Here is an 18,858-nt window from a genome sequence, read left to right as displayed (position 1 = left end):
GGCGATGATGCGGCCATACGACTGGTACGACGGCGATGGGGCCGATGGGAACGCCGACGTGGAAGCCGAGGTGCTCAAGGCGAAGGCGCACGCCGGAATCGTGACGGGCTGCGGGGTGACGGTGATGGTGATCGTCGCTCTGGCCGTGGTCGCTCTGGTCCTGCTGGTGACGCCGATCCTTCTGTGGGTGGCCTCGCGCTACTGAGCCCGCGTGGGCGGGCGGGATGTGGGCCGCATCAGGTTGCCGAGGCGACGAGGTGAACAGCGATCGCGGTGATCAGGCCGCTGGAGACCACAGCGGTGATGAGCCGCCCGCGGCTTCCGGTCAACGCGCGGCCCAGCAGTGCTCCGCCACCGGCGAGCAGCGCCTGCCAACTGGCGGACGCCGTAGGAGCGGCGAGAACGAATGCGGCCTTCTCCGTGGGTCCCGCAGTCGCTGTGGTACCGCTGCCGAGCACGAGTGCCGCGAAGTAGATCACGGTCATCGGGTTCATCATCGTGATGGCCAGCAGCCCCGTGTAGGCCCTTACGGGAGTGAGGGGCGGCTTGTCGTCGGCGCGGGTCGTCCGCCGTCGGCGGTACTGGTGTACGGCCGTGACGGCACCCCGGAGGGCAAGCACGATGAGCACCGAGGCGGAGGCCCAGCGCAGGGGAAGCGTCGCCGGTTCGATGAAGGGCGTGATCGTGGAGCCCGCGACGACGGCGCCTCCTGCCCCGCCCCCTCGCTCAAGATCATCGAGGTGCAGAATGACCTGTATGTCGATAACGAACACGCCGCAGGCGGCCACGCTCGACGATGCGGAGCCGATCAGCCGCACCCTGGCCCGCGCCTTCGCGGACGACCCGATGATGGGCTGGTTCTTCCCCGGCGCGGCCTCGCGCGAGCCCGACCTCGTCCGCTACTTCACCACGATCTTCACCCGGCAGTACGCCCGTCACGGAGTGTGCGAACGCACCGCGTCGGCGGCCGCGTTCTGGGTGCCCCCGGAGGGCCAGGCCAAGGCCGTTCCCGACGTGGAGACCGTCGCGGAGCTGGAGGAGATCCTCGGCGACCGGGCACCCCTGTTCCGGGACGCGGTCGCGGCGGCCGCCGAGCACGGGCCCCAGGAACCGCACTGGTACCTGGCGGTGGTCGGTGCGGACCCGGCCGCGCGGGGCCAGGGGCACGGGGCGGCTCTGCTGCGTTCCGGACTGGCCAAGGCCGACGCGGCGGGGCTGCCCGTGTACCTGGAGTCCTCCAAGCCGGACAACCTGCCGTTCTACGAGCACTTCGGCTTCACGGTGTTGGGGGAGACCCGGCTTCCGGGGGACGGGCCGCTGCTGTGGGTCATGCGACGCGAACCGCGCCCGGCCGACGCGTAATACGACTCGGGACCCAGGACGAGATACGACTGGGGACCCAGGACGAGCGCCCGATGCGCGCGTGGTCGTCCGCTTCGTACGGTACGGGGACGAGCAGCCGGTCCACGGGAGGCCATGCGTCGAACCGGAAGGAATCCGATGCCGGAGTACGCCACCGCCCATGTGCGCATCGCCCGCCCGTCCCGCGACCTGGGGGCGGCCGAACGCTTCTGGGTCGCGGGGCTCGGCCTCGGCGTCCAGTACCGCCACGAGGCGGACGGCACTCCCGGCCACCACTCGCTGCTCATGGTCGGCTGGCCGGACGCCGCCTGGCACCTGGAACTCGTCCACCATCCGGCGGCCCCGGTGGAACCACGCCCGCCCCCCCCGAGGACCTGCTGGTGGTCTACCTCGGCGAAGAGGTGCCGGACGCTCTCGTGGAGCGGCTCGAAGAGCACGGCGGCACGAGGGTGCCCGCGCACAATCCGTACTGGGACACCTGGGGCGTCACGCTTCAGGCCCCGGACGGCTACCTGCTGGTGCTGTCCGGCCGGACGTGGTCGTCGTTCGCCGACTGACGGTGCGCCGGGGCGGGCTCGCCACATCCCGCTCCTGAGAGGCTGGCGAGTGGCCTCGGGCCGTGCGGTCACGTCCCAGCACGCGTGCTTGTGGCGTTGTCGTCAGTCGACGACGCCCCGCGTCGCCTCCCTCCTCCGCCTGGGAATCACCCGCACCGGACCGCGCCCCCTGTCCGACCCGAGGCCACCGACAGCCTCTGAGAACGCGAGGGATCACCGTCTGCTACGGCGATTCCTGCACCACGCCGGTCGATGACGTGCCCGAGCCTGAGCCTCGACGATGGCCAGGCTCGGCGCGAGGGAGCCAAGCAGGCGCATCCGGCCACGTTTGCCTACAGGAACTCCGCGTGATGGGTACGAGGAAGCCTCGCAAGATCCGTATCCGCGTGTTCGTGTCAAATCTGCTTGCCTCACGACGAGTTACCGCATTGACCAACCGGCCGGTCCGTTTTCGCATAAGCGACCCTAGCGTCTCCCTTCGGTCGAACTCGCCCATCTTTGCTATCGCTACGCATTGTGATGGTGAGCCGGATCACACTTGACGGGTCCACTGCAACCCCAGATATTTGGCTGACTTTCGTGAAGGCCATGTGGGAAACGGGGCGGGTTTGTGACGGGTGGGGTGTGGCGTCGAGCGCGTCACGGTGTGTGCGTGACGGCTGTTCTGGCCACTGTGCTGAGCGTGGTGCCGGCGCTGAACTCGCAGGCAGTGGCGTTGCCTGCCCTTCCAGCCCCTTCAGGGTCGCCGGAGCTGCGCGCCTCGGCCGCTGCCGTGACGGCGGGCGAACGTGTGGAGGTTGTGGAGGAGCGCTCCGAGCGGGAGACGGTCTTCGCCAACCCGGACGGGACGACGTTCACCCTGGAGAAGTCGATCACTCCGGTCCGCGTGGCTCGCGAAGGGAAATGGGTTGAACCCGACCCGACCCTGGTACGCGACACGGACGGGTCGGTCGGTCCGGCGGCGGCAGCTGTGGACGTTTCGTTCTCCGCCGGGGGCGACGGCGCGGACCTCGTCACCATCGCCAAGGGCGAGCAGTCCGTGTCCCTCGGCTGGCCGGGCTCGCTGCCCGCGCCGCGTCTCGACGGAGAACACGCGGTCTACGAGGACGTCCTGCCGGACGTGAATCTGATTCTCACCGCGACGGTCGAGGGCTTCCGGCAGGTACTGGAGGTGAAGACCCCCCAAGCGGCGGCGAACCCGGCGCTCAAGGCCATCGAGTACCAGTTCGGGGCGGAGAACCTCACGGTCCAAGCCGGAGCCGGCGGGGGACTGGACGCTCTGGACGGCAACGGCCGACCGGTGTTCCGTTCACCCGCGGCCCGTATGTGGAATTCCGCCGGCGACGGCACTGCCCCCGCCCCGGCCCGGCGTTCGCTCTACCTCGCCGCTCCCGCCGAATCCGGTACGGATCAGCCCGTCGCTGCTGGCCCGACCGAAGAGGGCGACCGGTTGGCCGGTCCCGAGCCCGGTGACGACTCCTCGGTGATGGACCTGAAGCTCACGAACTCGACGATGACGGTCGAGCCAGACGCCGAGATGCTGTCCAGCACCGAAGAGAAGGACTTCCCCCTCTACATCGACCCGCCGGTCGAACTGAACGAATCCGAGCGCACGGTGCTCTCCTCGGACGGTGATGTGTTCTGGAACTTCTCCGGTGGCAAGAACGGTATGAGCGTCGGCAAGTGCGGATCGGCGGTCATCGGAGGCGTCTCGTACTACTGCGGCAACGGCTATGTGAACCGTATGTACTTCGAGTTCGCCCCCGGAAAGCTCAAGGGCAAGCACGTCCTGGACGCCACCTTCGCCGTCACGGAGACGTGGTCGTTCTCCTGCGACGCGCGCTGGGTCGACCTGGAGCGTACGAACAACATCTCGTCGTCGTCGAAGTGGCCCGGCCCCAAGAAGCTGGACCAGATGGGCGACCGTAAGGTGTCGGCGGGCCGTGGCAGCCGTTGCTCACCGTCCCAGCCGCGCGCACCCATCGAGTTCCACGACTACGCGCCGGAGCCCGACGAGAACCTGACGCCGACCGTCCGCAGCTTCGCCGACGGAAAGATCTCCCGGCTGACGCTCATGCTGATGGCCAAGGACGAGTCCGACACGATCGCATGGAAGCGGTTCGACGACGATGCCGTCCTGAGCGTCGACTACGTGGGTAAGCCGGCCAAGCCCAGCAACATCGGTCCCATGGTGGGCACGTCCCACGACTGCAACACGGTCGAGTCCGCTCCGGCGATCGTCACCGACGCCACCCCCGATCTGACAGCCACACCTCAGACGGTGTCCGGCGGTGAGTCCGGCGCGAAGCTGCGGGTGGCCATGGACGTGGACAAGAAGCAGAGCGACGGCACCTGGGTCAACGCCATGAGCGAGATCGTCCGTCCCAGCAGTGGATACGTCGGCGACAATGTGAAGGTCACAGCAACTGCCCCTGCTCTGCCGGAGAACACACTCCTGCGCATGCGTGCATGGACACGGTCCCACTACGGCTCCGAGTGGCTGGCCGGGCCTTCCAACGGGTCCACCACGGGCTGGTGCTACTTCAAGATCGACAGCAAAGCGCCGAAGCCACCGACCATCACGTTCAACAGCACCGGGATGGACTCCTACACGCCCTGCACGCCGAATGACTGCGTCCCGCACGGCAAGCCGGGGAAGGCGGGTTCCTTCACGCTCGGCCCGGCGCCCGGCGATGTGAACACCGGCTACCGCTACAAGCTGACCAGCGGGTCCTACAGCTCGGGCTGGTCCTCCTACCTGCCGGGAGCCACCGCGAAGATCAGCCCGGTACCTCCTGTCTCCGGCACGATGACCCTGTTCGTCGAAGCGAAGGACAATTACGGCCCCGGCGCAGGCAACTCCGTCGACTTCGTGGTGAAGGAAGGCGACGGACCCGTCGCCCGCTGGAACTTCGCCGAGGCTTCCGGCGCGGCTCTGGACACGTCCACCGCTGATCCGAGTCTGCGGGACAACGCGAACCTGACCGGTGGAGCGGCCCGTGCCGACCAGGGACGCCGGGGCGAGGTCACCGTCACCCCCGCGACCGAGACCGCTCCTGCTGTCAGGACCACCGACAGCGGCCTCAAACTGAACGGCACCACGTCCTACGCGGCCACCACCGGACCGGTCATCGACACCCGAGCCTCCTACACCGTCGCCGCATGGGTCCGGATCGACGCCCCCTCGCGCAACGCCACCGTGATGGGCCAGGACGGCGTCAACCGCAGCCCCTTCCTGCTGGGTTACGAGCACAACCTCAAGAAGTGGACCTTCAGGGAGGCCACAGTCGACGCCCCCGCAGGAGGAAGCTGGCCGTACGAGCGCGTCGTTTCCAAGAACGAGGCAGTGCCGAAGGTCTGGACGCACCTTGCGGGCGTCTTCAACGCCGTCGACAAGACCATCAGCCTCTACGTCAACGGCGAGCTGCAAGCATCCACCGCCTTCACCACGCCATGGGCAGCCAAGGGACCCTTGCAGATAGGCCGGGTTCACTGGTCGGGCGTCTACACGGACTACTTCCCCGGAGTGATCGACGAGGCAGTTGTATGGCAGGAGGCCCTGACCGGGGCGCAGATAGCGCAGGAAAGCGCCCTTCTGGCTGTCGACGGCAAGGCCTCGGTCGAACTCGTCGCCGCGTGGAACCCGGCCGGAGCGCCGGGGGCGTCCCTCGCGGACGGTGTCTCGGGCTACGGCCGCGCCCTGGCCCTCTCTTCGGGCGCTTCGCTGACCGATGAGGGTCTGGTGCTGGACGGCACTGCTGGAGCGGGTACGACACCTGGACCGGTGGTCGACGACTCGGGTTCCTTCACCGTGACCACACAGGCGATGGTGGATGGGGCGAAGGTGCTGACAAAGCCGAACGGCTACAAGGCCCAGGTCCTGGGCCAGCGCACCGCGACCGGCTCCTCATGGAGCTTGTGGTTCGAGAAGACCGGCACGAGGCAGGAACCGTAGTACGACGCGAACGGCGATCCGGTCATCGACGAGAACGGCAACCCCAAGACCGTCACCGTTCCCGTCGGCCGCTGGAACTTCGGACGCCTGACCGCGGACGGCAGCGGCGCATCCGTGCAGAGCATGGAAGAAGCCCTGGTGGATACGGAGACCCGCCTCACCGGCGTCTACAACGCGCAGGACAGAACGATCCAGCTGTATCTCACGTCCGACCAGCAGACCAGCGACGGTATCGCCTACTCCGCACAGGTCGGAACCGGTGAACTCGCGGTCGGCAAGGGCTATCTCGGATCCTGGGGCAATTTCCTCCCCGGCCGACTCAGCGACATCCGCCTCTGGGCGGGAGCGCTGAGCGACAGCGAGCAGGTCTCCGACGTCGTCGGAACCTGAACTCTGCGCCCCGCGCCCCGAAACCTCGGGCGTGGCCGGCTCCGTACGAGCCGGCCACGCCCTCCCTCCCCGTACTCCACCCTGCTGTCCCGCCTTCGAGCGGTTCGGCCGCTCCCGGAGAGAAGACGTGTCCGTGTCCCGATCCCTTCCCGCCTTCATGAGGCGCACCACGCCAGGCCGCTCCGGCTCCGGTGGCACCCGGAAGTTCCGTGTACCCCTGGTCGGGGCATTGGCACTCGCCCTCTCCGTACCCGCCGGACTCACGCCGATGGCGATAGCCGCAGACCCCCTGGGACGTCCCGACGTTCCGGCACCCCGGGTCAGCAAGGTCACGGCTGTCCCTGCCCTGGGGACGAGCAAGGCGCGCGAGCGCGTGGCGAAGAACAAGGCCCTCAACGCCAGGCAGGCGGCACAGGCCCGCAGTGAACACGCGGCTCGCTGGCCCAAGCCCTCCCGGAGCGACCAGGAGATATCCGGCAAGCAGGGCGCACCGGGTGCCGGGCCCGTCTCTCTGACCGCGCCTCGCCTCACCAAGGCCTCGGCCCGCGCGGCGAAGCCGGCACCGACTGCTGACGGCACCGTCAAGGTGAGCGTTCTCGACCAGAGGACCGCTCGCAACGCGGGCATCACCGGTGTGGTGTTCACCGCCGCGGTGGACTCGCCGGGCGCCGCCGGGCTGACCGTCGACTACTCCTCCTTCGCCGACGCGATCGGCGGAAACTGGGGTTCTCGCCTCGGGCTCGTGTCCCTTCCCGCCTGTGTGCTGACCAGCCCGCAGAAGCGGGAGTGCCGAACACAGACCGCCGTGCCGTCCCGGAACGACGCCGTGGCGCAGACGGTCTCCGCACAGGTGGCCGTACCCCGGGCTGCCGCTGCCAAGGGCGGCACGTCCTCGGCGGCCGTCTTCGCCGTGACGGCTTCCGCCACTGCGGCGTCCGGCGCGGGCGACTACAAGGCGACGCCGCTCGCCTCCTCCTCCAGTTGGGAGGCCGGCGGCTCGTCGGGATCGTTCACCTGGTCCTACCCCCTGAGCGTGCCGCCCGCAGCCGCCGGTCCTGCGCCCTCGCTGTCCGTTTCCTACGATTCGGGCAGCGTCGACGGCCGGACCTCGAACACCAACAACCAGGGTTCCATGCTGGGTGAGGGATTCGACCTCACCTCCTCCTACATCGAGCGCAAGTACGGCTCGTGCGAGGACGACGGCCAGGACGACAAGTCCGACCAGTGCTGGAAGTACGAGAACGCCTCCCTCGTTCTGAACGGCAAGGCGACCGAACTCGTCAAGGACGACACCACGGGTGTCTGGCGCCTGAAGAACGATGACGCCTCCCAGGTCACCCACGAGACGGGCGCCGCCAACGGCGACGACGGCGACGACATCGCGGGTGGCAAGGGCGACGGCAAGGGTGAGTACTGGAAGGTCGTCACCGGTGACGGCACGGTCTACACCTTCGGTCTGAACAAGCTGCCCGGTGCGGGCACGGAGCGGACAAACTCCGTCTGGACCGTCCCCGTCTTCGGCGATGACTCAGGCGAGCCCGGCTACTCCTCCGGCACCAGCTTCTCCGGCCGTGCCAAGACCCAGGCGTGGCGCTGGAACCTCGACCTCGTCACCGACGTCCACGGCAACGCCTCCACCTACTGGTACAAGGCGGAAGCGAACCACTACGCCAAGAACGGCGACAAGACCAAGCTCGCCGAGTACACGCGCGGCGGCTACCTCCGCGAGATCAAGTACGGCCAGCGTTCGGACACCTTGTTCACCGGCAACGCGTCCGGGAAGGTGTCCTTCGACTACAGCGAGCGCTGCACCGCCGATGACTGCTCCTCGCTGACCGAGGACACCGCGAAGCGGTGGCCGGACGTTCCGTTCGACGCCATCTGCACGGCTGGTGAGACCGACTGCCTGGCCACCGGACCGTCCTTCTTCACCCGCAAGATGCTCACCTCCATCGAGACGAGGGTGTGGTCCACGGCTGCCGAACCCGACGCGTACAAGCTGGTGGACAGCTACGCGCTCGCGTACCAGTTCCTGGACGGCGGGGACATCGGCAACCTCTCGGACAAGACGCTGGTCCTCAAGTCGCTCCAGCGGACCGGCAAGAACGGCGGATCCGTCACCGTGCCGCCGGTGGAATTCGGCTACCACATGCGGCCCAACCGGGTCGACGCCACCGACGACATCCGCCCGCTGACCCGCCCGCGTATCAACACCGTGACCACCGAGACAGGCGCGATCACCACGGTCACCCTCTCCGACCCGCAATGCGTCCGGGGCAGCAAGATGCCGAAGGCCGAGGACGACAACAACCTCTCCTGCTACCCGGTGTACTGGCCGGTCAACGGCGGCGACCCCCAACTGGACTGGTTCCACAAGTACAACGTCCTCGCCGTCACCACATCCGACCCCGCGGGCCAGAACCCGGCGGTGGAGAACACGTACACCTACGAGAACCCCGGCTGGCACTACAACAACGACCCCTTCACCGCCGAGGACGAGCGGACCTGGTCCAACTGGCGCGGCTACCAGAAGGTCACCACGTACACCGGTGACACCGACCACCCGCAGTCCAAGACGGTGCGTCTCTACATGCAGGGCATGCACAAGGACAAGCGCCTCGACGGCACGACCCGTAGCGCGAAGGTCCTGGGAATCGACGTCGCGGGCCTGAACGCCTCGGATGCCACCGACTATGAGCAGTACGCCGGATTCCTGCGTCAGGAAATCACCTACAACGGCAGCCAGCCGGTGTCCGTAGCCTTCAACAGCATCTGGAACAAGGTGACCGCGAGCCAGCAGCGGTCCTATGCCAACACCAAGGCGTACTTCGTACGTACCTCCCGCACAACCCAGTACACCTACCTGCCTGTCAGCAACACCTGGCGTCGCGGCTACACCGCCCATACCTACGACGCCACCTACGGAATGGTCACTCGAACCGAGGCCATCGGCGACCAGGCCAAGACCGGCGACGAGACATGCAGTCGTACGTGGTACGCCCGCAATCCCGCCAAGGGGCTGACCAACCTCGTCTCCCGCACACGCGTCGTCGGATCAGCCTGCCTGGACTCCGCACGGGCGCCCATCACCGATGACAAGCTGAACCTCCCCGCGAACTCCAAGACCCGTGGAGACGTGCTCTCCGACACCGCGGTCGTCTATGACACCCCGTCCGCGACCGGCTGGTCCGCCTCGCAGAGCCCGACCCGCGGGCTCGCCACGTGGTCCGGGAGGGCCAAGGCCTACCCGGCTGCCGCAGGCACCAGTGACCGACACCCCGCGGCGAACGGCGGCTGGCAGACCGTCGCCAAGACCACCCACGACACCCTCGGCCGCCCTCTGACCGTCACCAACGCCAAGGGCTACGTCACCTCCACCGCGTACTACCCCGCCGCGGCAGGTCCGCTGACCGCCACCATCGTCTCGGCACCCAAACTCACCTCCTCCAACGGCAAGATCCACAAGTCGTACACTTACCTGGACCCGGCACGAGGATCGGTCGTCAGAACGCTCGACGCCAACCTTAAGAAGACCGAGAGCACCTACGACGCCATCGGGCGCGTCACGGCCACCTGGGCACCCAACCGGACCAAGGGCATCGACACGCCATCGGCGAAGTACGACTACAACATCGCGCGTGGCAGCCAGCCCTGGAGCTCCGTCAGCACCCTCAGGGCCGACGGCCAGAACTACCGGACCAGCTTCGCCATCGCCGATGCCCTGCTGCGTCCGATCCAGTCCCAGACCGAATCCCCCCTCGGCGGCCGCATCCTCACCGACACCCGCTACGACTCTCGCGGACTCGCCTACGAGACGTACGCCGACATCTACGACAACACGAAAGGCCCGAACGGCACCTACACCCGTGCCTCCTACGCCCACACCCCGGCCCTGACCCGGACCGCATACGACGCGGCGGCCCGGCCCACGACGACCACGTTCACGGTGTTCGGTGAGGACCGGTGGTCCACCACCACCAGCTACACCGGGGACTCGATCGCCACCACCGCGGCCAAGGGCGGCAACGCCACGCGCACCATCACCGACGCGCTGGGCCGTACCACCGAAACGCGCACGTACGGGGGCACGACACCGGCGGACACGGCGTACGGAGCTGCGACTGGCACCCCGTACACCCGGGTGAAGTACGACTACACCCGTGACGGCAAGCCGTCGGTGATCACCGGTATCGACGACGCCAAGTGGACCTATTCCTACGACCTGTTCGGCCGCGAGACCAACGTGACCGACCCGGACAAGGGCAGGACCGTCACCGAGTACACCGACCTGGACCAGATCGGCGTCACCACGGACTCGCGCAACGCGAAGCTTCTGTACGAGTACGACGAGCTGGGGCGCAAGACGGGTTTGTGGCAGACCGCGAAGTCAGACGCGAACAAGCTCGCTGACTGGACGTACGACACGCTCCTCAAGGGACAGCCGGACGCGTCCACCCGCTACGTCGGCGGAACCGCCGGCAGGAAGTACACGAAACAGGTCACGGCCTACGACACGCTTGGCCGGGCCACCAGCACTGACGTCGTGCTGCCGACCGACGATCCGTTGGTCACCTCCGGGGCCGTCAAGTCCACTCTCACCTTCGGCACGGCCTACCTCCCGGACGGGAGCATCGCCAACACCAAGGAGCCGGGCGCCGGGGGCCTTGCCGCTGAGATCATCTCGCCCAAGTACGACTCCACCGGCCTGGTCACGGAACTCTCGGGTGCCAGCACCTACCTCCTCGGCGTGGCGTACTCCGCCATCGGCCAGGTCGAACAGCTCTCGCTGGGGGCGGGCGCGAAGAAGACCTACATCACCAACAAGTACGAACCGGGCACCGGCCGCCTCACCCGCAGCCATGTCACGGACCAGACCCACCCGTACATGCTCCAGGACCTCAACTTCGCCCGGGACGACGCCGGGAACGTCCTGTCGATCCTCGACCCCACGACGCTGGGCGGCACTGCCAAGGCCGACAACCAGTGCTTCACCTACGACGCACACCGTCGCATGACCGAGGCCTGGACCCCGAAGTCCGCCGACTGTGCCACCTCCGGCCGCAGCACGGCCAACCTCGACGGCGCGGCACCGTACTGGACGAGCTACACGTACAACAGCGCGGGCCAGCGCAGCACCGAGACCGCTCACACCGCAACCGGCGCCGCGACCACCGGCTACGAGTACAAGACGCCGACCGGCCAGCCTCACCCGCTGGTGAAGACCACCGGGGCGAAAGCCGCCACGTACGGCTATGACCAGGCCGGCAACACGACCACCCGCCCCGGCACCCAGGCCACCCAGACCCTGGCCTGGAACACCGAGGGCAAACTGGCCTCCACCACCGAACCGGCGACTGGTGGCAAGCCCGCACTGGGCACCAGCTACCTGTACGACGCGGACGGGGAACTGCTGATCCGCCGCGCGACCGGGGACGGGGACACGGTCCTCTACCTCGGATCGACCGAGGTGCGCCTCACCGTCAAGGGCACCGCGAAGAAGGTCACCGGTACCCGCTACTACAGCGCCGCGGGCCAGACGCTCGCCGTCCGCACGGCCACGTCGGGCACCGCGGGCACCAAGCTCAGCTTCCTCGCCGCCGACCACCACGGCACCAGCAGTGTCGCGACCGACGCCACCACCCAGGCGGTCTCGAAGCGCTACAGCACCCCGTTCGGCGCTCCACGCGGAGCCAAGCCGACAACCTGGCCGGACGACAAGGCGTTCCTCGGCAAGCCGGCCGACTCCGCGACGGGCCTGACGCACATCGGCGCACGCGAGTACGACCCGGGTACCGGCCAGTTCATCAGCGTCGACCCGCTGCTCGAAATCGACAAGCACCAGACGCTCAACGGCTACAGCTACGCCGGCCAGTCCCCGGCCACGAACTCCGACCCGACCGGGACCTGCCTGGATCCGGGCAACGGCAGGTGCCAGCCGGGCAACAACAGCGGCAAGCCCGACCCGTCGTTCCCGATCAACAGCAGCTCGCCGCCCGGAGACGGCGGTCCGGGTTACAACGGCACGGTGCCTACCGGCGGCTCCGGGGGGACCAACGGTGGCGATGGTGGCGATGCTCCTTTTGTTGTCGGGCCCGGCGGGATGGTTTGCGGGAACTACGGTTGTGTGTCTCTACACAAACCTGACCCTGTCGGAGAATCCCTTCTTGGCTTGCTGAGGAATGCGGCGGGCGCGGCGGAGCTTCTGTACACGTCGTTGAATCAGGACTGCTGGGGTGACAACCAGGAGGCCGGAGGGTGTGACCTCGGGGCCCAATACGATGCTTGGGCTGCTGAACAAGGGATGGATACGACGTCCGATAGTTACCTGGTTCCGGGTGCTTTGGCTGCCGTGTTCGGTTTGGGCGGTGCAGCACGTCGACCTGGTGTGAAGGGCGGCGCGGCAGGCCTCCCCAAGTCTTACGGCGTCGGTTGGTTCCCTGAAGGTGCCGCGGGGAAGGTACCGCGTGGAGCCGGTTGGAGCGGCCCTGAGATGACTCGAAGCATGAGAGCTTCTGTGAAGAAGGGCGGGTCAATCAAATACGGGTTCGTCTGGAGAGGGCCGAAGCAGGCAAGTATTAGGATTGATAGAGGTGATCCAAATGGTGCGGACTCTCAGAAGGTAGATCATGTTGTGATTAATAGCGGTGGCTCTATAATTGGCCGCGATGGCAGGCCGCTACCTCAGGTCCAAGGTGGCACTCTGAAGAGTGGACACGCTGCAGGGCATATACCGTACAGTGAGTGGATCAATTGGAAGAGTTGGGATTCTCCGGAGTGAGCCGTGACTGACGCGAATGTGCAGTATCCGGAGATGAGGATGCTCATATTGGAGTATCTCACGAGGTTGGCTGATCCCTCTTGGCGTGCCCTGAACCTCCAAAAGGCGAGTTCGTCAGACCTGGACTTTGATGATCTCGTAAACTTTCTCTACGACACGAGTGGTCTCCTGCACGATCCTCGTGGCGCGCTTGGGCTTACGTTGGCGAACTCGGATGAAGTGGATGCTGTCCGACGTCTGAGATCGGCATTTGAGACAGCCATTGAAGATGGGGGGCTCACTGGTGAGAACCCTGGAACTGACCCCCTTTGGGATCTGATAGGGCGTGAATCGGCGAACGTCGTGGACGTACTGTCCGCAGCAGCAGGCGGAGAAAATGCGTCCAGACCGGGATGAAGATCGGGCCGCCGAGTTGCTGGTGGGTGGCGATCCGTGAGCCTTTTTCATCCCATCTCCGAGGGGCTATAAGGCCTGGTCAGCTGGGGTGGTGACGTGGCAGAGCCCCCGGTCGTTGGCGGTGTTGATTCCACTCGACACTGCCGACAGCCTGGGGGCTCTGTTGGTTCCGTATCCTTCCATGCTCGACGTCTCGTATGAGCTGGTCGAGCATGTCTCCTGGCTGATCTACGCCCGAAGGCGTGAACTGAACTCGCCGTGGAGACGGCTCGGTTGCTTCAGCAGGCCCTCCTCGCGCTGGCCCACCTGAGGAAGAACGAGACGTTCGCCCAGCTCGCGGCCGGGTTCGGCGTCTCGACCGCGACGGCCTGGCACCACGTCGACGAGACCCTGGACATCCTCGCGGCCCGGGCTCCGGGGCTGCACGAGGCCCCGACCGGGCTGGGCGAGGGCGACCACGTGATCGTGGACGGCACCCTGACCGCTACCGACCGCGTTGCCGCGGACGAACCGTACTACTCGCAGAAGCACAAGAAGCACGGCATGAACATGCAGGTCATTGCCCGCCCCGACGGCACACCGCCGTGGTTCTCCCGCGCGACGCCAGGTCGTACCCATGATCTGACCGCGGCCCGGGCCCACGGCATTGTCCAGGCCTGCCTGACCCGGCAGATCCTCGTCCTCGCCGACTGTGCCTACCAGGGTGCCGGCGCCACGGTCCGCACCCCGTACAAGAACCACCGCGAACAGCCCGACCACTACCAGCAGTTCAACCGCGACCATGCCCGGCTGAGAGCCCCCGGGGAACGCGCCTTCGCGCAGCTGACGTCCTGGCGGCTGCTCCGGCGAGCCAGATGCTCCACCCGCCGCATCGGCACCATCGTTCAAGCCGTCCACACGCTGCTGACCTGCAACTATTCAGGATGAAAAAGGCTCAGTGAGCTACTTCGAGGTGGCCACCGATAAGGTGACGGCCTGCGGGCCGCAACGACCGCGGCCCCCGGGCTGTTGATTGAGATATCTGACATCTCAATCACGCTGCTCGGGGCCGCGTTGTTCATCCATCCTGCCGCACTCGACCTGCCCCATGCGCTCGTGGAGTGGGTCGCCATGCTCATCGTGACCCCGGAGGGTGACCGGCGCTGCCAGCTCCGCCCGTCCCAGCGCGATCGTGGCACTGGTGTACCTGCGCGAACACACCACCCTGGCGAAGATCGCTGCCGGGTTCGGGATCAGCGAGTCCACCGCCCACGCCTACACCAGCGCGGTAATTGGTCTGCTTGCTGCATGTGCGCCGGGTCTGCTGAAGGCCCTGCGCGAGACCGACTCCGGCTGCGTCCTGCTGGACGGCACCCTCGCCGAGTGCGGCCGGGTCGGCGACTCACGCGCGGACTGCTCCCACAAGTACCGCCGACACGGAGTGAACGTGCAGGTGGCCACCGAATCCCGGCGGCCGATTGTTGTGGCTCTCACCCACGCTGCCGGGCCGTACGCACGACCTGACCGCCGCCCGTACCCACCGGATCATCCGCACCTGCGAGCGCCAGGGAGTCCCCATCCTGGCCGATCTCGCTTGCCAGGGCTGCGGCCTCTGGCTGACCACAGGCATCAAACGCAGGCCCCTGCAAGACCTCACCCCACCGAGAAGACCGTCAACCGGGCCTTGGTCGCGGCACGGGCACCGGTCGAACGCGGCGTCGCCTGCCTCAAATCCGGGCGCATCTCCCGCAGATCACGGTGCAGTCCGAGCCGCATCACGTCAATCGCCAAAGCCGCCCTCACCCTGCAGCGGCAACGCTGAAAAAGCTCAGTAGGTCGCGGAGCTCTTGCGTCCGTCGCGTCGGTCGTCGTCCCGGCGTGGCCGGTAGATCAGCCGGTACTGGTGGCTGGTCTTAGCAGGCCAGGGTGGCGATGGATGTCCGTCTGCGGGAGCGTCCGCGGACCCTCACCACCGGGGCCCGGCCGCGCCGGGACCAGGTCTTCGCGTGCGGCGGCGTCATGGAGAAGTCGGCCTCGACGCTGGGTAGGCCCGTGGCGCGGTGCCGGGGTTCCTCCCGGTCCGTTTCCCCGGACCTATCGCCGAGTGAAGTAGGCTGCCAGCCCTTCCGGATCTGACGAATTCCACGGGTGCGGGGCGCTGTAGTGTGCGCGAGGAGTCAGACCCCCGGGGCCGCTGCCTTGATCGCGGAGATGTCGAACGTCAGCTTCACCTTGTCGCTGACCATCACGCCGCCGGTCTCCAGCGCCGCGTTCCAGGTCAGGCCCCAGTCGGAGCGCAGGATCTCGGCGCTGCCCTCGAAGCCGACGCGCTCGTTGCCGTAGACGTCGGTGGCGGAACCGTTGAACTCCAGGTCGATCGAGAGCGGGCGCGTGACGTCCTTGATGGTCAGGTCACCGGTGATGCGGTACGCCTCGCCGCCCAGCTGCTCGGCCCGCGTGGAGCGGAAGGTCATGAGGGGGAACTTCTCGGCGTCGAAGAAGTCGCCGCTGACCAGGTGGCCGTCTCGGTCGGCGATGCCGGTGTCGACACTGGCGATCTTCACGTCGATGGCTGCGGTGGAGTTCGCCGGGTCGGTGCCGTCCAGGACCAGGGTGCCCTCGTGCTCGCCGAAGGAGCCGCGCACATTGGTGACCATCGCGTGGCGCACCGTGAAGCCGATGCTGCTGTGCGCCGGATCCAGGGTGTACGTGCCGGTCAGCGCGGCCAGCGCCGGGTCCACCGCGGGGGCTTCGGCGGCGACGGGGGCGGCGGTCGACTTGCGGGTGAACAGAGCCATGGCTCCTCCTCGGGGGTGTCCTGCGGGGGCGGGATCGAACGGCTGCCGAAGATGTTGTTTAACCTTCAACGAGAACGACTGTAACGCCATCTAGTTCAAAGTTCAACTTTTACGTCTCCGGGATCTCCGGGATCTCGGGGGCTCACTCTTCGCGCCTAGGACCGGCAGCCGCTGCACCCCCGGCGCAGGCGCGGGCGGCCCCCGCCGGGAGCCGGCCACCGGTCTCACGGGATCGGGTCGGTGTCCGGCCCCTCCTGTTCCAGCAGCTCCCGGGCGAAGTCCTCCCACTGCGCGTACCGGTCCGGATGCGCGGACCCCTGGACCGCCTGGCACACGTCGCCCGGGGGCATCGACTCCCAGCCGTCGATCTGGAGCAGCCCCGGATTGGCGCTGGGCGAAGGCAGCCCGTAGAAGGACTTGGACGCGGTCGGCACGTGGGTGATCTGGGCCGGAGTGCCCCAGCCCATGCTGGGACGCTGCTGGAATACGCCGAGCGAGTCGTGGTCGACCGGGGAGGTGTAGTTGACGAACTTCGACTCCTGCATCGCCGTCATCAGGGCGATCACCTGGGCCTCCGTGGAGAGGTCCGCCCCCTTCCCGACGCCGATCACCGTACGGGCATGGGCCAGCTGCTCCCGACCCAGGTCGGACGGGCCCGCAAAGGCCTCCCGCAGCTCGCTGTCCGGGGCCGTCTTGAGTAGATGGGCGGTGACCGCGTCCACCTCGCCGGTCGGAGGCAGCCCGTAACTCTGCTGGAAGTCCCGCAGGCCCTGAGCGCCGGGGGCCTGGGGGGCGGGTGACGGCGGCGGGGCGGGGTCCGCGTGTGCCGGGGCTGCCGCGGTGAGCAGGAATCCGGCGACGGCCGCGGAGAGCATGCGGTGGGGGAGTCGGCTCCTCCCCCGATTCGTCCGCGCACGGACCTTGTCCGTATGGAGCTCGCCCGTATGGACCTCTCCTGTACGGGCCTTTCCCACGCGGACCTCTCCTGTACGGACCTCGCGGGCCTTTCCCGCGCGGACCTCTCCTGTGCGGACCTCGCCCATACGGGCCTCTCCCGCACGGATCTCCCGCATACGGATCATTCGCATACGGAACCGTCCCGACGCGCCGTCGCGAAGTCAAGAACGCCGCACGCCGTGTCGATCAATGAGGTATCGACCAAAGGTCACTGCGCCTGGACATAGGAGTGCCCCTGCCCGGACGAACAGAGGCACCGAGCCTGCGGGCCTGCGGGCCTGCGGGCCTGCGGGCAAGGGAGCAAGGGGCAAGCGGGCCCGGCCCGTCAGGACCCCACGCTCAGCGTGAACCGGCGCGGGTTCCCGTCGTGTGCCGCGCCCGAGACGTCCGGCTCACCGTCCGGGCGGACGTCGTCGTACGGGAAGGCGTAACCGATCGGGCTGTTCGCGTGCACCACCCGGGACCAGTGGTTGGTCACCGCGGTCCTGTAGTAGTCCGCCGTCGACGCGCCGTTCGGCTGGCTCGGGTGGCTCAGCATGATCGAGCGGTTGAAGCCCGCCGCCAGCCGGGCCAGGATCGCCTTCCTGTCGTCGGAGTCGCCCGGGTTGTTGGTGAACGGGCCGTGGTTGCAGGTGAAGATGTCCTTCGACTCCGGCTTGGTGAACGTGTGGCCGCCCTCGAACGTGAGGACGTCCCCGCGCACCCGGCCCGCCAGTGAGTCCCGGCCGCCCTGGAGGTCGATGCGCAGGTCCTCGGAGCGGTACTTCGCCCACACCTCGTCGATCTGGGCGGCGAAGAGGTCCCGGAACGGCATCTCGGCCGGGCGGTCGAAGTACGGGGCCATGATGTTCTGCGGCGAGACGACCCGCAGGACGCTGCCGTCGTCGCCCCGGGTGATCAGCCTGTCCCAGGGCTGCCCGTCGGCGGCGGCCTGGGCGGTGAGGTCGTCGGCGATCCGCCGCACCGCGCCGTCCGGGAGCGGGGCCACCGTGTGCGTACCGTCGCCCTCCAGCGTGATACCGATCGGCAGGGCGGTCACCAGGTCCACGTAGCTGATGTTGGAGTACAGCTGCTCCGTGTTGAACGTGAACTCGCAGAAGGACCAGGTGCGCCCGTGGTTCGGGTCCGCGGGCGTCGCGAAGGCGGGCTCCACCAGCGCGGGGCCCGGGTTGAGGTAGAAGTCCAGCTTGTCGTCGCGGACGAAGTAGACCCGTGCCCCGTACATCCGCGGCAGGGTCAGCACGACCGGGCCCGCACCCGCGGCTCTGAGCGGGATCGCGCAGTCGACGGGCAGCGGGGTCTGCGGGGCGCTGGGGGAGTCGGGGCGGTAGACCCCGCCGTTCGGCCGCAGCAGCAGCCAGCGGCCGGTGCCCAGCTCGTGGCCGGTGACGTACGCGTGCACCGTGCCCGGCAACGACGTGTTCTCCAGCGCCAGTTCACAGGTCGCTGGGGCCGCGGAGGCGCGCGGGCCGAGAGCGGTTCCCCAGGCGGGGTAGGTCAGCGCCGAGGCCGTGGCGGCGGCGCCGGTCAGGAACATTCTGCGCGAAATCACGAGGGAGCTCCCTGGGTGTGTGGGGGCGCAGGCCGGGCGGCGTGGTGGGAGGAGTGGGGGCGTCGGGGGTGGGGGTGCCGGGCCGTGGGGTGCCTGCGGTGCGCACCACTCTCGCGAGGCTCGGGGTGAGCGTC

At 67.8% G+C, this 18,858-nt stretch carries 10 protein-coding genes and 4 pseudogenes; 9 read left to right on the top strand and 5 right to left on the bottom strand.

What is annotated here, in order from left to right:
* The first annotated feature begins 4 nt into the window (after nt 1–4).
* On the top strand, nt 5–205 hold the full coding sequence (locus ACZ5WC_RS22340) for a hypothetical protein (protein ID WP_468542422.1): 201 nt from the start codon (nt 5–7) through the stop codon (nt 203–205).
* Nucleotides 206–236: 31 nt separating this feature from the next.
* Here ACZ5WC_RS22340 and ACZ5WC_RS22335 read toward each other — a convergent pair whose 3' ends face one another.
* Nucleotides 237–773 carry a LysE family transporter gene (locus tag ACZ5WC_RS22335; protein ID WP_468542421.1) on the bottom strand — a complete coding sequence of 179 codons (537 nt, stop codon included), beginning with the start codon at nt 771–773 and terminating at the stop codon, nt 237–239.
* Here ACZ5WC_RS22335 and ACZ5WC_RS22330 point away from each other — a divergent pair.
* The 8 genes and pseudogenes from ACZ5WC_RS22330 (at nt 748) to ACZ5WC_RS22295 (ending at nt 15,239) form a co-directional block, all read left to right on the top strand.
* Complete coding sequence (locus ACZ5WC_RS22330; RefSeq protein WP_468542420.1) at nt 748–1,362, top strand: GNAT family N-acetyltransferase; 615 nt, start codon at nt 748–750, stop codon at nt 1,360–1,362. The two genes, ACZ5WC_RS22335 and ACZ5WC_RS22330, sit on opposite strands and share 26 nt — an antisense overlap.
* 138 nt (nt 1,363–1,500) lie before the next feature.
* Nucleotides 1,501–1,919 (top strand): annotated as a pseudogene (locus ACZ5WC_RS22325) (VOC family protein).
* A gap of 652 nt (nt 1,920–2,571) precedes the next feature.
* Entirely contained in the window at nt 2,572–5,874 is a 3,303-nt protein-coding gene (locus ACZ5WC_RS22320) for a LamG domain-containing protein (RefSeq protein WP_468542419.1), read from the top strand.
* A 24-nt stretch (nt 5,875–5,898) separates the two neighbouring features.
* Nucleotides 5,899–6,264, top strand: coding sequence for a LamG-like jellyroll fold domain-containing protein (locus tag ACZ5WC_RS22315; RefSeq protein WP_468542518.1), 366 nt, complete (start codon nt 5,899–5,901; stop codon nt 6,262–6,264).
* Between the two features lie 133 nt (nt 6,265–6,397).
* Nucleotides 6,398–13,042 (top strand): RHS repeat-associated core domain-containing protein, encoded by a 6,645-nt coding sequence (locus ACZ5WC_RS22310; RefSeq protein ID WP_468542418.1) that lies wholly within the window; start codon nt 6,398–6,400, stop codon nt 13,040–13,042.
* Between the two features lie 3 nt (nt 13,043–13,045).
* Nucleotides 13,046–13,438 carry an SCO4402 family protein gene (locus ACZ5WC_RS22305; protein WP_468542417.1) on the top strand — a complete coding sequence of 131 codons (393 nt, stop codon included), beginning with the start codon at nt 13,046–13,048 and terminating at the stop codon, nt 13,436–13,438.
* 121 nt (nt 13,439–13,559) lie between these two features.
* Nucleotides 13,560–14,365, top strand: a pseudogene (locus tag ACZ5WC_RS22300) (transposase family protein).
* Between the two features lie 126 nt (nt 14,366–14,491).
* Nucleotides 14,492–15,239: pseudogene (locus ACZ5WC_RS22295) on the top strand (transposase).
* Between the two features lie 21 nt (nt 15,240–15,260).
* Here ACZ5WC_RS22295 and ACZ5WC_RS22290 read toward each other — a convergent pair.
* From ACZ5WC_RS22290 to ACZ5WC_RS22275, 4 genes and pseudogenes are all read right to left on the bottom strand, one after another.
* Nucleotides 15,261–15,453, bottom strand: a pseudogene (locus ACZ5WC_RS22290) (IS630 family transposase); the annotation flags it as partial.
* 141 nt (nt 15,454–15,594) lie between these two features.
* Nucleotides 15,595–16,215, bottom strand: a complete 621-nt coding sequence (locus ACZ5WC_RS22285) for a YceI family protein (RefSeq protein ID WP_468542416.1) — start codon at nt 16,213–16,215, stop codon at nt 15,595–15,597.
* Nucleotides 16,216–16,439: 224 nt separating this feature from the next.
* Nucleotides 16,440–17,090, bottom strand: a complete 651-nt coding sequence (locus ACZ5WC_RS22280; protein ID WP_468542517.1) for a peptidoglycan-binding domain-containing protein — start codon at nt 17,088–17,090, stop codon at nt 16,440–16,442.
* Nucleotides 17,091–17,497: 407 nt separating this feature from the next.
* Complete coding sequence (locus ACZ5WC_RS22275) at nt 17,498–18,709, bottom strand: glycoside hydrolase family 64 protein (protein WP_468542516.1); 1,212 nt, start codon at nt 18,707–18,709, stop codon at nt 17,498–17,500.
* Nucleotides 18,710–18,858 lie beyond the last annotated feature (149 nt).

Source organism: Streptomyces sp. NPDC033165, from assembly GCF_055577965.1.
The sequence above is the reverse complement of the archived record's forward strand: the minus strand, read 5'-3'. Positions and strand labels throughout refer to the sequence as shown.

Bases quoted from the DNA above. Each gene is read 5' to 3' on its own strand.
- ACZ5WC_RS22340 (WP_468542422.1), top strand. From the start codon at position 5: ATGATGCGGCCATACGACTGGTACGACGGCGATGGGGCCGATGGGAAC.
- ACZ5WC_RS22330 (WP_468542420.1), top strand. From the start codon at position 748: ATGACCTGTATGTCGATAACGAACACGCCGCAGGCGGCCACGCTCGAC.
- ACZ5WC_RS22275 (WP_468542516.1), bottom strand. From the start codon at position 18,709: ATGTTCCTGACCGGCGCCGCCGCCACGGCCTCGGCGCTGACCTACCCC.
- ACZ5WC_RS22285 (WP_468542416.1), bottom strand. From the start codon at position 16,215: ATGGCTCTGTTCACCCGCAAGTCGACCGCCGCCCCCGTCGCCGCCGAA.
- ACZ5WC_RS22280 (WP_468542517.1), bottom strand. From the start codon at position 17,090: ATGCTCTCCGCGGCCGTCGCCGGATTCCTGCTCACCGCGGCAGCCCCG.